The organism is Desulfomarina sp. (genome assembly GCF_054039375.1).
Genome location: NZ_JBPLBA010000061.1, coordinates 1 through 15,628 on the forward strand (window position 1 = coordinate 1; position 15,628 = coordinate 15,628).

Here is a 15,628-nt window from a genome sequence, read left to right on the forward strand (position 1 = left end):
GGCAACAGGAATAATAATCATATTCTTTCTTCTAAATCACACTGTTGCCTTTCTTTTTATTCCGCGTACAGTCATCGGTTCTCTCCGGAAAAATGAAGGGAACCGGGAATGAATTTTTCATATATCAGGTTGGAATCATGAATAAAAAAGAACTTATTGCAACAATAGCCAAAAATGGAGGAATAACCAAAACGAGCGCTGCGAAGGCACTTGACGCGCTGCTGGTAACGATAGCCAGAACAGTATCGGAAGGAGACCGTGTAACCCTTTCAGGTTTTGGTTCCTTTCGGGTAGTGGAGAGAAAAGAAAAAAAAGGACGAAACCCCCATACCGGCCAAAGCCTGGTCATTCCTGCCCATAATATAGTTAAATTTATTCCGGGGAGGAATCTGTACTCCAGAATCCAATAGGCCGTCACGAAAAAGCTGTCAGGTATTTTGCAATCCGGGTTCAATTTGCTACAATAAAAAAAGTATTCCTGATTCTCATTCTTATTTTTGGCAAGAGTATTTTTGACGCAATGAAGATCTCAAGCAAAATATTGATACTCAGTCTGCTGTTCCCCGCTGTTTTCCTGGCGGGCTGCCAGATATTTCTGCCACAGTTTGAAGGTTATATGCCATTGGCCAATATCGCCTGTAAAGGTTTTGCCAGAAACAAAAAATCCGTCACCAGACTGGAGGGAAAAACGATCCAGCTCTGGGCATACCTTGACTCTGCAAATATTTTCCCTCCCCAATCCGGAGTCGGGCATTTTCATGGATTATCCTTCCATGTCAAACCTCTGGCAAACGACGGTCCCGGTGACTCCATTCCCGTTTTACTGGAGGGTGACAAAAAACAGTATGCCGGACTCTTTAAAAAACTGAACACACTTGCAAAACAGCATGAAAGGGAAACGATTGTTCTGCTGACCGGAACAGTCCAGGCGACTGAAATGGAGGCGGATTTCAACGCACCGGCCGGGATTGTCATTCACATCACCTCAACAGAAAGTATCCAGTTCAAACGTAATTCCTCACAGGAACCCCGGCTTTTCACGGTCTCTTTTGCCCGCATGGCAGCTATAGCGAAGAAAAACCAGCAGAAATCGGTGGCAGATGAGCAATTACAGTTCTGATCACCAATGAAACCGAGCCGGATTGGAAATGTGCCAGCCTCTGATCAGGCTGGCCTACGGTCAAAAATCACTTAAATCCACCTCATTGATCAGATCCAGCAGATGAACAGCCCTGACGCTGACAGCTCCGTGATTTATCACATCCTGCAGCTGCATGATACAGCCCGGACAGGCTGTCGCCAGCAATTCAGCGCCGCTCTCCACCAGGCCGGGAATCTTTCTTGAGCCGATTTTTTTACTGGTTTCGTAGTGATAAACAGAAAAAGTACCCCCCAGGCCGCAACACTCCGCAGCACCCTCCATCTCCACAAACTCCACATTGGGCAGAGCCTTGAGAATCTCCCTGGGCTCCCGGGTGATGCCCTGTTTTTTCATATGACAGGGATCATGGTATGTCACCCGTTTTCTCTTTTGCCATTTTTCCATACCAGCCAGTTTTTCAATGAATCCTTCCCTTTTCAGAAAAACCGTAAAATCAATCACTTTTTCAGTTAATCCCGAGAAATCCCCCGCCATGGTACGGTAATATTCTTTGATACCGCCATTACAGGACGCGCAGCAGGTGATGACATGGGCAAGATCCTGCCCCGCAAAACAGTTCCTGTTTCTTTCGGCCAGTTTTTCAACAAGACGACCGTTTCCCGCGGAAAGAGCGGGTATACCGCAGCACTGCTGCGCACGGGGCAGAAAGACCGAGTAACCCATTTTCAGCAATAACCTGATCATGGACACTCCAATCTGCGGATAGAGAAATCCAATGGAACAGCCGGCAAAAAAACCGACCAGAGGTTTTTTACCATCCCCCAAAATAAATTCCGGAAAGAGCTCGTAGAGATTCTTGCCGGGGATTTCCGGCAGGGTTCGATCCCTCATGACCGGTGAGGGAAAACGCAGACGAAGACCACTTGACTCCGGAACCTTTTTTAATGCCAGTCCGGACAGGGCCGCCCCTGATTTCACGGCCGCCTTCAGCAACGACCTGTTACCGATAAAAGCGGATATGGAGCGTCCCGCCAGGGAAAGTCCTTTTTCATCCGTAATTTTCCGGCGGATGGCCCCGACAATCTCGTCAGTGGGCACCCGATTGGGGCATTTTGTCACACAACTGCCGCACATGAGGCACATGGAGACATCCTGCCGCAAACGTTTCTCCAGATCATCCCGGCCATCGAGCAGGGCAGCAGCCAGGGCGATCTTCCCCCTGGCCACACTGCCTTCTCTCCTTTCGGCCAGGTAGGCGGGGCAGTGGGCCTGGCAGGCGCCGCAATGGACACATTTACGGATTTCTTCTTCAAAATCCTGCAATGACTTATTCCTGCTCATCTCACCCCTTCCACCGCTGTCGGCTGTTGAAAGATCTTACCCGGGTTCAAAATATTATTCGGATCAAAACTCTCTTTAATCTTACGCATATACATCATTGTCACATCATTTACCTCCATGGAAAGATAATCCATTTTGGAGATGCCGATACCATGCTCACCACTGATGGAGCCTTCAAGTTCCACCGCCGTACGAAAGATCTCGTCCATAACCCTGTGGACCTTTTCCTCCATCCCCTCCTCCCTTAAATCAACCATGACATTGACATGGATATTGCCATCCCCGGCGTGACCGAAGTTGACAATGGGTACCCCGTATTCCCTGGAAAGGTTCTCCAGTGCCCTGATCATATCGGGCACCCTGGAACGGGGTACAACAATATCCTCGTTGAATTTATCGGGATTGATCTTCCGCATGCTTGAACTGACACTGCGACGGACCTGCCAGATCTCTTCCGACTCCTCGGCAGTCTCCGCGATCCTGGTTTCAAGAACGGAAAGCGGCTGCAGTACCTCCATAATGCGCACCGCCTGTTTTTCGATGATTTCCCTGTCACCATCCACTTCAATCAACAGCACGGCCCTGCACTCCCCGGCCAGGGGAACAGGAGAAATATCACGGATACAGTTAATGGTCGAAGCGTCGAGAAACTCCAGAGTAGTGGGGATGATTTTCGCCCGGATGATTTCTGAAACCCCCCTGGCTGCCCCGTCAATGGTGGTAAACTGCACCAGCATGGTCTTCCTGGCCTCTGGCTTTGGCAAAAGCTTGACCACAATCTGAGTGACAACCCCAAGTGTTCCCTCGGACCCGACAAAGAGTTTTGTCAGATCGTAACCCACCACATTTTTCAAGGTCTTACCGCCGGTCCTGATAATTTCCCCGGTCGGGGTCACCACTTCCAGCCCCATGATATAATCCTTGGTGACGCCGTATTTCACGCAGCGCGGCCCCCCGGCACACTCCGCCACGTTACCGCCCATGGTGCAGAATTCCTTGGAGGCCGGATCCGGCGGATAAAAAAGCCCCAGTTTTTCCACCTGCCGCTGCAATTCCGAAGTGACTACTCCCGGCTCAACCACGGCAACCAGATTATCCGTATCTATTGCCAGAATCCGATCCATCCGGGTGAGCACCAGCACAATTCCACCCTGGACCGGCAGGGTCCCACCGGTAAAACCGGAACCGGCCCCCCTCGGCAGAACAGGAATCAGGTATTTATTGGCAAGCTTCATCACCTCGCTGACCTGGTCGGCCGAGCTTGCGTAGACAACCGCATCGGGCAGGTAACTCCTGCCTGTGGCATCATAGGAATGAGTTATCCTGTCGCTCTTTTCATCAAAGACATTTTCTTTGCCGACAATGGTCATCAACCGTTTAAGGATATTTTTATCCAGCATTCCCCACACCCTGTTTTTTTTTCGATATATATTCGATCTGAATCCCGCACATCATCCCCTGACTCACAAGGATCAGACTGAATTTTGTACGTAATTGGATAAACCGGCAGAGCCGGATGTTATGGCTCAGCCATTTATGCCTGGTGGGTACAAAAAAAAGCCAATAAAAATCCCGACTGCTGCAATACAACCTTCAGCCGACGATTTTCAGATACAACTATAATCATTGAGTTCATTCTTCTACAGGATTTTATTTCCCCCTGCTGCCGGATTGTTTGCAAATACAGCACCAAAAGAATATTTTCCTGATTACCCAAGCAACTCAGCGCCAAACAGGGGAGATGCCTGCTTTATCAATTGCGCGGCATCTGCCTGAAAAGAAAACGGGCAGGCATCTTTTTGCCGCTGGAATGAAATCCATCGGCAGAAACAGACCTACCCGGGTATCCACATCCACTCCTGAAAACGTTTACGGATTCAGAAATTTTTATGCCACCATCTCCCAGAGCAGCACCATACGCACATCAAAGATATCACTTCGCCGCGGTTTAATTGAAAAAGTCTCAATCCCGTAGTTGTCGATGGAATATTGTTCCGCAAGCTCCGTGACACGTTCTTCAATCTCCATGCTGAGTTCATCAAGCTCCTCCTGCAGCGCAAGAACTTTCTCTTCAGCCCGCTTCACATCACTGCGTTCCTTGGCCACTCTGCCCACACTGCGCATTCCGGTCGCCGCCTTGCCGATGGTGGAAACGGACAGGGCCTTTCTGCCGAAAAAGGCACCGACCACGGCCACTCCGAAAGAAATAAGGGAATCAGTTGTTTTGGTTTTCACATCCACTTTTTCCTTCTCCAGGCGGTGCAGGGCGGTCTGCAGCTTCTTTTCGATCCGTTCCTGCTTCATTTCATATTTTTCCCGCAGTTTTTCCACCGCCTCATCCTTTTCTTCCCGCAGAAAATCACTGAAACGGACCTTGAAATCACCGAGGTTCTCTCCGGGAGTTGATTCAAAGGTGGTTCCCTTCATGCGATACAACTCCTGCCGCCTGTTCTGATAAAGAAAATCGGAAAATTCCTTTTTCAGTCCGGTCATTGTTTTCAGTCCGGCAATTGAAGCCGGAAGAGGAAAAAAACCGCCATTGTCAGGAGGAGAGAAAACACATTCTCCGGGACTGTAGCCAACCTGCTCACCGTTATCCCAGTCGGCCCGTTTAAAGTCCTCATCCAGGTAGAGACGCAGGGAAACCTCCTGCACCACATCTATATTGCGGCGACTGTTAAAATACCTGACCGAAGCCCGGCCCCAGAGATAAGGTTCGAAATTTATTTCATCGCTGACAACATTCTGAAGGTAATAGAGCTGTTCGATGCTTCGCGCCAAAAGTGGAGACGGACCGGCAGCTCCATTGCGGTCAACGGTGGCCACACTTTCCTTTCCACTCTCATCACCGGCCGCCAAAAGACGATCCCTTCTCCCCTCCATCAGTTTAGTGATGTCATTTTTAGAGATGGGGCCTTTCAGATATGACATGACCCAGCGGGTCTCAAAGAGGACCGGTTCATCCATATGGGCGGAATTCAAAAGGAACTGCCGTGATTTCATATCGGAAAGCAGATTTCTCACCAGCCTGACATCAAGTTTTCCGTCGCCGGCGCCAACAATCCCTTCCACTACCCGGTCCTGATCCTGACTGGTCTGCAGTCGACCGACAAACCAGGACCCGATATTGGACAATCCCTTGTAATCCAGATCCACCGGGTTCTGGGTGGCGAGGACAATGCCGATTCCGTAAGCCCGTGCCTGTTTCAGGAGAAGCAGCATCGGTTTCTTTGAGGGCGGGTTGGCGGTGGGCGGGAAATAACCGAAAATTTCATCCATGTACAGCAATGCCTTCAGGGAAGCGCTTCCCTGCTGCCGTCGCATCCATCCTGTAAACTGGTTGAGCAGCATGGTGACAAAGAACATCCTTTCAGTTTCACTGAGGTGGGCAATAGAAAAGATTGCCGTCCGGGGCCGCCCATCCTCTGAATAGAGGATTCGCTGAATATCCAGAGGCACACCTTCGGTCCAGGCGGCAAAGGTGGGGCTGGCCAGAATATTATTGAGGCTCATGGCAAGACTCATCCGCTGGGACTGATTATAAAAGGTATCGAGCCCAAAGACTCCAACCTTGTCAAAGGGAGGGTTGACAATATTGGCAATCAGGTTCTCCAGGGAGAGGTCTTCACCCTTGCGCCAGAAATGGAGCAGAAGCGAACTGAGCAGAATATGTTCACGACTCTTGAGAGGATCGCCTTTGATATCAACCAGAGAAAGCAGACTTGTGGTGGTGGAATTAACCAGGCTGTTGAGGGTGTCTGTGTCATTCAGCAACGGTTGTGACGGCGCCTTGAAGCTGCTGAGAACGGATACCGGCACTCCTGCCGTGGAACCGGGGGTATAAATGGTCATATCCGTCCTGTCACGTAACAGGCGGATGCGCTCCGGCCCCTGGCCCCACGAGGCCAGTCCCTTTTTCCATGTTTCCGCCACCTTTTCACCATATTCGGGAACGGACATCTCCTTTCCGGCAGCCTCCCCGGCATCAATCCAGGGAATAAAGTCTTCCGCACGCATTTCGGGAAAAGTCAGCAGCAGATTACCCATATCCCCTTTCGGATCAATAATAATAGAGGGGATATTATCCATAATCGCCTCTTCAATGAGAGCCACTCCCAATCCTGTTTTTCCACTGCCTGTCATGCCAATGATGGCCGCGTGGGTGGTCAGATACTTGTTCTTATAAAGAAGGGGCAACTCCAGCGATTCACCGTTTTCAAGATCCATTTCCCTGCCGAGATAAAGCAGGCCCAGTTTTTCATAAGGATATTGACTCTCCACTGTACATCCTCCCAAAATAAAGGCTGATTATGACTCCCCGGAATTTTTTACAACCACAGGCAGATCACAGTTTTCCCCAATCCCGCATCTTTTTTCAATCCAAACAATGAATTGAACCAACTGCTTAAGTAAGTACACAAGAGAGCGGAGAACTTCCAGTTATTTTTGAGCGCAGGCCAGCCTGATATGACAGGCACATCCCCATACAGGCTGGGTTTCATGGGGAATCAGATATTTTAAAATATAACCGGAATAACCATATCAGTTCCTTGTCAAACCCTCCCCTGACGCTTACATTCTTCACATAGACCACTTTGTGGTACACTCGAATTACTGAACCAATCCAGACAACCGGGAGGAGAGTTTATGTTTAATGACAGGATCCTGACCCTGGCACTGCTTATAATCATCCCCTTGTTTTACGGAGTGAATTCCCGGGCAAAACAGTTTCCTGCCACACTGCCGCCCGCCATGAATATCCCCCAGACAGCTCCCCTTAACCTGCCGGCACAGCAACTTGAAAAACCGCAGACAAAGTCGTCACCTGCTGTGTCTGTCCCGAAAACCAGACCGTCAAAAATCCCGGTGACGGAAATACAGTCGGTGAGCAAAAGCAGACAACCTGCCCTTCCCGCCAACAGTAAAAAAATAATTCCCCGGAAACGGCAGCTTCTTCCTCCTGTCGGGAAAAAAATTGTTCCTTCATCCATTGCCGGAACTGATTACTCCATTAAAAAACTTGAGTTAATCCCCTCCGGCCCCGGGAAGGGCCGGATCGCTATTACGGTCAAGGCAACCACAATTACAGGTAAAAAACCATCATCCCGGCCATACCCGATAGTACTGAAGAAGGGAAACAGGACCGTCTGGAAAGGCACAGGTACAATAAAGAGAATGTCTTTTGGCTGGGGGGACAAAATAATCACATCCTATGTTCCGCCAACCGGAACCACACGGCTCAAGGCGGAAGTAAACGCCTTCAACATGCGCAATCGGCTTCCGGAACTCACGGGTCGTACAGCCAACAATACCATGAACAGAACCGTGGTACGAAAGCCACCTCCCGGAAAAACCATGACACCTGTCAAACCCGCTGTCGTGTCGGCTGCTGGTACCATAAAAGACACAGTTCTTCCATCGATTGTCAAAAAAAAGACAATGGCCGGAAAGAAATTCCCCGAAAAAATTGTGCCCGTTGGTGGTGAGGCCTCCCTGCCTGCTGCAAATCTCAACCACGCCAACCGGTCAGACCTGACCGGACGTAATCGAAATCTCCCCAGAATTGATCCCGGAGTTGTACAAGATGCAATCAACGAATCCTGGGGAAGCTACTGGGGAGAACTGGCGATTATTGATATGAAAGAACTGCGCGGGGGGCCGAACAGCCATAAAATTGCCATCACCATCAGTGCGAAAAAGGTTTTCAAAGATTATCCCCGCAATATGCCCTATAAAGTTCTTCTCAAAAACGGTTCAGAAGTTCTCTGGGAGGGAACGGGCCATGTAAAAAACATATTATTCGGCTGGGGCGATTATATTGTGACTGATTTCGCAGTAGGAGAGGCAATTATGCTCGAAGCGGTCATCAACCCGAGGAACAGTGACGGAACCAGGGATTACCGGGAATACGATGCCATTCGCGGCAACACCCTCTCAAAACCATTTCACTGGCAGCCGTTCAGACAATATACAGCCCCCGGAACTGCCACAAGACGAAATGTACTGACACCACGGGAACCGGAAACCGAAAGGTACGGGCTCCGCCTGATAAACATCAGGCGAGAGCTGGAAGGGCCCGACTGGAGCCGGATAAAAGTAACCTACGACCTGCCGGAAACATTTCAGCAAAGAGGGGGACAATGCACATTCAGCGCGTATGGCGCCGAGGGGAGATCCTGGAACGAAACATATCAGAACAGCCGGGTACAGTGTATTCCACGGCCGGTACAGACAACCCGTGCCCCCGTCGGCCGTTTCCGGCAATATGAATTCACCTGCAGGGTCAATCCCGGTGTTTTCGGAGTCGCCCCCTTCAATGCCGGTGAAAATGTTGAACTGCTGTGCAACTCACCGCGAGGGGGACAGGTGGTGAAAATCGGCCTGGATCAAAAACAGTGGATCCCCAGGGCGTCAACTTCCGACCCGTGGGGACCGACCGTGGATGATATTGCAGATCTTTTTGTTCCATTTGCCTACATCGAGGGAAGAAATAAACCTCGTGTTCTGCGCCTTAATGTCAGCAATGCCAGACCTCGTGCCGTAACACGAGTACCGGTTCGGGTGGAACTGGTGCGGGCAGGAGCAGTTGTCGACACATTGGACTTTGAACTTCCCGCCGCAGGGCTGCCGTACAATCCCAGGGCCGGAGATAAACTGCTGAATATTGAAGACGGATCAGGCTGGGAATGGGCGGAGGTGGAAGACGGCAGACTTGACGCGAGCTGGGTCAACATCATTGTCGATCCCGACGGCCAACTGAGAGACAGTCACCGGGGAAATAACCGTAAACGCGTCAATATAATCGGATACTATCCGAAAAAATGATCAGTTGACCTCGCCATGGCAAGGCTTGCTCTTTTGATCAGGAAGTCGGATGAGTGTGCCCCCGGCCTCACAAGTGTCAGGCTGGGGAATGGGCAAAGTGGCAGACGGCAGACTTAGTGTACAGGTCCTTCAAAAACATAATTGCAGGTATCACACTTATACCTGTTTCCAGTCCCAAGCAACGCCGAGCTCTGCCTGCTGCAACGGGGACACTTTATATCCCGTTTACGGATTTCCTCTGCATACCTGCGGGCGTCATCCCCCCTCAGACCGGCCCCCTTCATCTCGCCCAATGTCATACGTACAGCAATCGCAATAAACCCGACAATCAACAACACGACGGCAAGAAGCAACAGATTAAACCAGTCAAACATTTTGATTCCACCTCCATCCGGCGTGGTATTCTTTACCGGGATATTGAACTGATAAAAATCACAATTTACGCGGGGCAGCACCTGCAGATTTTCTTCTCGCTGAAAACCAGACCATGACAACAGTACACACCGGTGTCAGAAAAAATGAATAGAAAACAGCCATGGAGTACGATGCCATACCGTACTGCAAACTATCTGGATTTTGCCCTGACTCTACAAACATCCACCATCCCCATCCTGTCACCACACCAAGAACTATTGCAATAATCACTGCATAAACAATAATACGAATTAAAATCCAGCTCCAGGATATCACTTCGGGAACAATAAGAAATGATCGAAAACGAGAAAACAAAGAGATAATTACAACTGCAAAAATAACAAAAAAAGTAAATTCCAAGGCATTTTCAGTAGCATTATGTAACCAGCCGTCTTCTTTTCCCGGTATCAGGTCATAAAAAACGTCCATTTCGGAACCAGAAATCATGACAACCGCCCAAAACAAGGATGGGACAAAGAGCACCTGTAATATTCTTTCTTTCAAAAACCCAATAAGCTTTTTCATAGTCATCGACCGGCCTGTCCAGAAATGGGGATTTTTGTTCGAGATCAAGGCGCACGGGAAATTACAGCGCAATATTACGTCATTTCATCGTTGACGTGACACTGGAAATAAGACGTTAATTCATTTTCTTTTTCCATTTTTCGTAAATTCACCAGCCGGATTTGAACTCCAGGGAGATATCCTCTATGGGCTGTTTCGCATCCAACTCAATAACCTTCACCTCCTTGCCGGCCGCGACTAATGCCTTACGAACATCAATTCTGCGCAGGGTCTGGTTTTTATAAGTTTTGATTGTAAAAGTCAGGTTCTTCAGGTCTGAAATGGTTGTCCACTGGGTATAGTCATAATGGATGCTTCCGTCTTTTCCCTTCTCCCGAATAGTTCCAAAGGGGATATCAAAAGCGTTCATAATATGCGCCACCTGCAGAACGGTTTCCTTTGCGGTCGGGAGCTGAACGGCTGCCTGTGAAAAGACAACAGCACGCACCAGCCGTGACGGAGGTGTGTAATCTCCGGGAAGGCCGACCAGGCCTGAGCCCTGGCCAAAGGTCTTAATTGTGGTTGCCGAGAGATCAAGCGGCTTAACATTTGTTGCAGATAAGTTAGCGTAGTTACTGAGGTTTGTCATGTGCCAGTCGAAAGTCGGCGAGTTGGTCAGAACGCCAAGCGGGTTATCAAAAAGTTTTAAGGTCTTTTCCGTGGGTTCGATTACCACCGAAGCTCCACTCCTGTCCGTCACCAGGAAATGCCCCGGAAAGCTTTGACCGCCTATCTCCTTTTGTGGATTCTGCACCAGAATAACGTTGTTATAATTTTTCTTCACCTCTGTAACTTCAGCAAAATTACTGAGCAGCCAGGCCACATAATCTTCAGGAGCCATCGACTTTGCGGCATCCTCCGAAGACCCCGCAGGATAATCTGCATAGCCGGGAAGGTACAATGCGCCAACATAAAGGCCTTTTTCGTTCATCCCGTCCACAACCATATGTTTCCCCATAAAATTATTCCCTACGAATCCGTATCTGGTCGTGTAATGTATTCCTTTTGCTTTTTCGGGAAGCGAGCTTGTCAGTTCAGTTCCGGCTGGAACAACAACAGCGTCGGATTGAGTATCGAGTCCAAATTCCATGGTGCGACCAACAACCACTCCCCCATCTTTTGCCGTAACATGAAGAGCAGTACAGGCGTTGACAGATATATTCCCCAGCAACGGTAAAATGCAGGCTGCGCTCACCAGCAATACTTTTAAGGCAATTTTTCTTCTCATTTTTTCCTCCAGTTCGCTTGAATTGCGGCAATCACCATAACGGACATTCCGGCAGGGAACAATCCGAAGTAAGATACCAATCAACATCATCACTCAACCATGTCATAGCCCCATGACACTCTTACTGAATTCCCTTTATAATCCAGAAAAGATCATGGTCAAAATCACTGTTCCTGCCCAAAAACCTTCGTATCAGTACATTGCTGAATAATGACGGCGGATCAGGCTGGGAACAGGCGGAAGCGGAAGACGGCAGGCCGGATCAATACATATTGCACCACCGACAGAACTGTCACCATTTTTGCCTGTACCAAATCGTTATCGCTGTAAAACCTCTGCCGCAAAGCGGGTAAAGGGTATGACTCTTGTCCGCAAGTCCCCCAGTTCATAATCGGCATCGCCCGTATGCACCTGGTAAAAACAGGGTATTTCTGTACGTCCGGCAAAATAAGCAAGATGCTTACCAACAGATTTTTCCCCACTTTTACATTCCACGGCAAAAATCGGCCGGCCGTCTTTCAGCACCACAAAATCAACCTCGCGCTGATGGTTGTCACGCAGAAAACAGAGTTCCATTGCATCGCCCCGGGTGTCTTCCTGGTAATGACAATATTTTAGCAGATTGGCTGCCACCAGGTTTTCAAATCGTGCCCCCGGCTCCGGGCATAGAGACCAGTCCCACAGGTAGAGCTTTCGGTCTTTTTTCAGGGATTTTATTTTTTTTGCAGCAAACGGCCTGATCCTGAAACAGTAATAGAGATTTTCAAGTATCCGCACCCAGCGGTCAACCGCTTCATGGGAGGCGGATAAATTCTGACGCAGTGAATTTATTGAAAGCAGCGAGGCAACTCAGTCCTGTAGCAGCATGGTCAGCAGGTCAAGCTGCCCCACATCCCTGACCTGTTCCAACGAGACAAGATCTTCATGAATCACCCTGGTAATCCGCTCCCGCTGCCACCGTTTCCAGTCCCGCTCCGACTGGGAGAAAAAGGGCTCCGGAAAACCGCCAAAGGTCAGCAGTGCCTGCAAATCTTCCCTGCCCGGATTGGTATTGATTTCATAGAGCGACAGTGGATGCAAACGATAATAATGGTAGCGTCCCTGGAGGGAGTCGCCGCCTTTGCGGTAATAGTCGAGACGGGCCGAACCGGTAATAAGAAAAGATGTCCGGGATTTGTTCTTGTCATACAGGCCCTTAACAAATTTACGCCACTTCTACCCAATCTTTTCCCGGCCGAACAGATACAATACTCAAAAAAATGAACAGGAGTGAACTCGCCCTCGGCATAAGGGTATGGTTTATACCGTGCCATCCTACAGCTTGAACGCCCTAAATCACTTACCTGCCCTGGATTTGGCAATCATCTTTATGCGTAGCGCAACCATCTGAATAAACTCATGAAAACGCACGTACTCGCGGATCAAGTGAATTGATTTGTTCGCTTTCGATTATCTCCATAAGTCTTGTGAAGCCATAAATGGCAGGTCTCCGACCTTTGGAGGGTGTAATGATCTTCACAACACCATTTTTCAGTAAGTTTTTTAAAACCCTGGCGGCATGTGGCTTTGAAAGGGAAGCATGTTGTGTGAAATCAGGTGTCTCAAACATTATCTTAGTAAAAAGAAAATCCTGTATTTCTATTGCACTCCGAGTTTTTGTCACAGTCTGAATTGTTGATTTCATTTCTTCGTAAAGCTTGGCAACCTGTTTGGCTCTTTGGGTATTAATTTCAGCTTGCCTGGCAATTGCCAAAAGAAAATATTCTATCCACTGTGTCCATGCATTACTTTCTGTTATGTGACGGAGTTTTTGGTAATAGTCATCTCTGTTTTTTTCGAAAAACTCACTGACATATAATGCTGGATATTTAAGTAACCTTTTTTCGTAGAGGAATAGTGGGATAAGTATTCTCCCAAGCCTGCCATTACCATCAAGAAATGGATGGATGATTTCGAATTGAGCATGGATAACAGCAAGTTGAACCAACCTGTCACGATCTTCGTAATGGCAATATTTTTCCCCATTTGAAAGACTCTCCAAAAGAATTTCAGGGGATGGTGGAACAAATAATGCTGTTTCTATTGATGAGCCCGGCGGGCCGATCCAATTCTGAATTTTTCGAAACTCGCCTCTGGCTTTGTTTTGTCCTCTGACTCCTTTTAGAAGAATAGAATGGATGTCTTTTACAAGATTCAGGCATATAGGTCTGTTTTCCAGTTCTCTTTCTGCATATTGAAGAGCATCTCGGTAGTTAATAACCTCTTCTATATCGTCATAATTGTCCTTTTTTCTTTTCGGGGACGCTTCGTATTCAAGAATGTCATTGAGAGAAGCCTGAGTACCTTCTATGCGAGATGATAAAACGGCCTCTTGTGTCATTAATGGGCTAAGAAACAGGAGTGGATTCTGGATATTCTCCAAAAGCCCATCGAATCTTGCCAATGTGGAGTTAGCTTTTATGATGCCTGGTAATAGTGATTCCCATGCAACATCATCAAGGGGTAATTTTTGTGGAGTAAATGGTTTTCGCATATTGTATCGTATCCTTTTCGTGTAAAATAAGATACGGAAATGCTTTTGTCAATCATTTACGATACGCAAATATTTGACCACCTGTTCACTGCCCTGGTACCGCTCCAGGTGACGTAACCGCTTAAACAGCCCCATCTACCCATAGCCGCAAAAATATGATTCACTCCATTTTTAATAATTGCAAGGAGTGAAAAATGACAATCTTAACAAACGTAGACCATATAGATGTTCTGTGATTATAATATGTTATTATTTCGTTCCGAATAATTTACCTACCGTTTTTATCGGTAGAAACATTCTACTTTTACCATTTGTTTTATATAGATGATGAAATCCATATTTCAGATAGAAATTTTCAACCGATTCGTTAAGGCAATCAACGACCACAGCATAAGCATGCATTTGCTCATTAACATGCCATAAAAACTCCAGCGACTTGATGAGAGTAATTTTTCCCAGCTGTTGTCCCTGTACTTTTTTGTTGACAGCCAATTGGGCAATGAGAAAAACCGAAACAGGATAATGCAGTAATTTTTTAGATAAATCTCCAGGCAAAGATGCTCGCTGGATGGAGCTCGGGGCAACAGTATAAAATGAACAAATAGGATATTTTTGGTTAGATAGTTTTTCCTTTACGGGAAGTACCATAGTTTTGCTCACACCGACCTTCATTTGACGAAAAGCATGCCGCTGAAGAAAAGTATTCAACTCTACTGAACCACAATTAAAAGAACTTCTATCATGAAGAGCTTTGTCCAACTCAACAAATTTTTTACTGCATTTCATTTGATTCCCTGCTTCCTGGTAAAAGCAGCAGCATCAACCAATTTTGGGTTTGGATATTCCAGCCCCTCGCATGCCTGGATGAATTTGTCAAAAATATCATTTTCAATCGTCATGCTTTCGTATTGTCGAATGACTTTTGTTGAATTCTCATCAATCAATTTTACGATGTACTCTGTTAAGCTCCTCTGCCCTAGAAGAGCTGAAGCCTTTTCAGCTTTTGCCTTTATTTCTGGACTTAATCGCATGTCCAAACGTGCTGTTGCCATAACTGACTCCATCCTTGTTAAGAATTGAGAAAACAATAGATTACGCCTTAAGAATAGTTCATAAACAGCAAGTTGTCAACAGTGACGGAAATTTTCCGTACGCAATATTCCTTAGGATAATTCCACACAGAACGCATAGCTCACGGCCAAGCGGTTTGCACTGATGAGCTATGAATAAACTATAAACTACAGCAACAAGGCAGAAACCGAAAAACCGCAGAGGTAGATTGTCCGGTGGAGCGTTTTGATAATAGTTATGGCCTATCAAGGAAACACGATAAAATAAGAGGTGTTAACCGCTATCTTTCATCTATTCAAAGGAGGTCAGCCAGTGAAATTTTATACAAAACAGCATAAGCATTACTGTGGAGTCGATCTTCATGCCAGAAAAATGTATATCTGTGTTCTTGACCAGCAGGGAAAAGTCAAAATCCACGAAAATATAAAAACAGATCCTGACATTTTTATCGAGCTGATTTCTCGTTTTATTGATGATATCGTCATTGGGGTTGAATGCGTTTTTTGCTGGTATTGGCTTGCTGATCTCTGTGCAGAAAAAAAACTCACAT

General features: G+C 47.4%; 15 protein-coding genes and 1 pseudogene. 5 read left to right on the forward strand and 11 right to left on the reverse strand.

The window, feature by feature from the left end; translation table 11 throughout:
• Positions 1–137 precede the first annotated feature (137 nt).
• Both ACXLDX_RS03335 and ACXLDX_RS03340 read left to right on the forward strand, forming a co-directional pair.
• Positions 138–410 (forward strand): HU family DNA-binding protein, encoded by a 273-nt coding sequence (locus ACXLDX_RS03335; RefSeq protein ID WP_457575773.1) that lies wholly within the window; start codon positions 138–140, stop codon positions 408–410.
• A 110-nt stretch (positions 411–520) separates the two neighbouring features.
• Positions 521–1,120: a hypothetical protein gene (locus ACXLDX_RS03340; RefSeq protein ID WP_457575774.1), complete on the forward strand. Its 600-nt coding sequence runs from the start codon at positions 521–523 to the stop codon at positions 1,118–1,120.
• A 60-nt stretch (positions 1,121–1,180) separates the two neighbouring features.
• Here ACXLDX_RS03340 and ACXLDX_RS03345 read toward each other — a convergent pair whose 3' ends face one another.
• From ACXLDX_RS03345 to ACXLDX_RS03355, 3 genes are all read right to left on the reverse strand, one after another.
• Positions 1,181–2,443 carry a (Fe-S)-binding protein gene (locus ACXLDX_RS03345; RefSeq protein WP_457575775.1) on the reverse strand — a complete coding sequence of 421 codons (1,263 nt, stop codon included), beginning with the start codon at positions 2,441–2,443 and terminating at the stop codon, positions 1,181–1,183.
• Positions 2,440–3,843 (reverse strand): FAD-binding oxidoreductase, encoded by a 1,404-nt coding sequence (locus ACXLDX_RS03350; protein WP_457575776.1) that lies wholly within the window; start codon positions 3,841–3,843, stop codon positions 2,440–2,442. The genes ACXLDX_RS03345 and ACXLDX_RS03350 overlap by 4 nt, the downstream gene beginning before the upstream one ends.
• 487 nt (positions 3,844–4,330) lie before the next feature.
• A complete protein-coding gene (locus ACXLDX_RS03355; protein WP_457575777.1) occupies positions 4,331–6,724 on the reverse strand; it encodes an ATP-binding protein in 2,394 nt (797 codons plus the stop codon).
• 366 nt (positions 6,725–7,090) lie between these two features.
• On the opposite strand from ACXLDX_RS03355, the gene ACXLDX_RS03360 reads away from it, so the two are divergent.
• The gene (locus tag ACXLDX_RS03360; protein WP_457575778.1) at positions 7,091–9,268 is read left to right on the forward strand and encodes a hypothetical protein; all 2,178 of its coding nucleotides are present in this window, start codon (positions 7,091–7,093) and stop codon (positions 9,266–9,268) included.
• 113 nt (positions 9,269–9,381) lie between these two features.
• Here the strand turns inward: ACXLDX_RS03360 and ACXLDX_RS03365 are convergent, their stop codons facing one another.
• From ACXLDX_RS03365 to ACXLDX_RS03385, 5 genes are all read right to left on the reverse strand, one after another.
• Positions 9,382–9,642 (reverse strand): hypothetical protein, encoded by a 261-nt coding sequence (locus tag ACXLDX_RS03365; protein ID WP_457575779.1) that lies wholly within the window; start codon positions 9,640–9,642, stop codon positions 9,382–9,384.
• 58 nt (positions 9,643–9,700) lie between these two features.
• Positions 9,701–10,207, reverse strand: coding sequence for a hypothetical protein (locus tag ACXLDX_RS03370; RefSeq protein ID WP_457575780.1), 507 nt, complete (start codon positions 10,205–10,207; stop codon positions 9,701–9,703).
• Between the two features lie 148 nt (positions 10,208–10,355).
• Positions 10,356–11,474, reverse strand: coding sequence for a linear amide C-N hydrolase (locus ACXLDX_RS03375; protein WP_457575781.1), 1,119 nt, complete (start codon positions 11,472–11,474; stop codon positions 10,356–10,358).
• A 318-nt stretch (positions 11,475–11,792) separates the two neighbouring features.
• Positions 11,793–12,314: a DUF4143 domain-containing protein gene (locus ACXLDX_RS03380; protein WP_457575786.1), complete on the reverse strand. Its 522-nt coding sequence runs from the start codon at positions 12,312–12,314 to the stop codon at positions 11,793–11,795.
• Positions 12,315–12,323: 9 nt separating this feature from the next.
• On the reverse strand, positions 12,324–12,629 hold the full coding sequence (locus ACXLDX_RS03385) for an ATP-binding protein (protein WP_457575787.1): 306 nt from the start codon (positions 12,627–12,629) through the stop codon (positions 12,324–12,326).
• Between ACXLDX_RS03385 and ACXLDX_RS03390 the strand changes: the two genes are divergently transcribed.
• Positions 12,549–12,737, forward strand: a complete 189-nt coding sequence (locus ACXLDX_RS03390) for a hypothetical protein (RefSeq protein ID WP_457575782.1) — start codon at positions 12,549–12,551, stop codon at positions 12,735–12,737. The genes ACXLDX_RS03385 and ACXLDX_RS03390 overlap by 81 nt on opposite strands.
• Before the next feature lie 133 nt (positions 12,738–12,870).
• Here ACXLDX_RS03390 and ACXLDX_RS03395 read toward each other — a convergent pair whose 3' ends face one another.
• The 3 genes from ACXLDX_RS03395 to ACXLDX_RS03405 all read right to left on the reverse strand — a co-directional run bounded on the left by ACXLDX_RS03395 (position 12,871) and on the right by ACXLDX_RS03405 (position 15,059).
• Entirely contained in the window at positions 12,871–14,007 is a 1,137-nt protein-coding gene (locus ACXLDX_RS03395) for a Fic family protein (protein ID WP_457575783.1), read from the reverse strand.
• A 249-nt stretch (positions 14,008–14,256) separates the two neighbouring features.
• The gene (locus ACXLDX_RS03400; protein ID WP_457575784.1) at positions 14,257–14,793 is read right to left on the reverse strand and encodes a GNAT family protein; all 537 of its coding nucleotides are present in this window, start codon (positions 14,791–14,793) and stop codon (positions 14,257–14,259) included.
• Positions 14,790–15,059: a type II toxin-antitoxin system TacA family antitoxin gene (locus ACXLDX_RS03405; RefSeq protein ID WP_457575785.1), complete on the reverse strand. Its 270-nt coding sequence runs from the start codon at positions 15,057–15,059 to the stop codon at positions 14,790–14,792. Before ACXLDX_RS03405 ends, ACXLDX_RS03400 begins: the two co-directional genes overlap by 4 nt.
• A 331-nt stretch (positions 15,060–15,390) precedes the next feature.
• Between ACXLDX_RS03405 and ACXLDX_RS03410 the strand changes: the two are divergent.
• Positions 15,391–15,628, forward strand: a pseudogene (locus ACXLDX_RS03410) (IS110 family transposase); the annotation flags it as partial.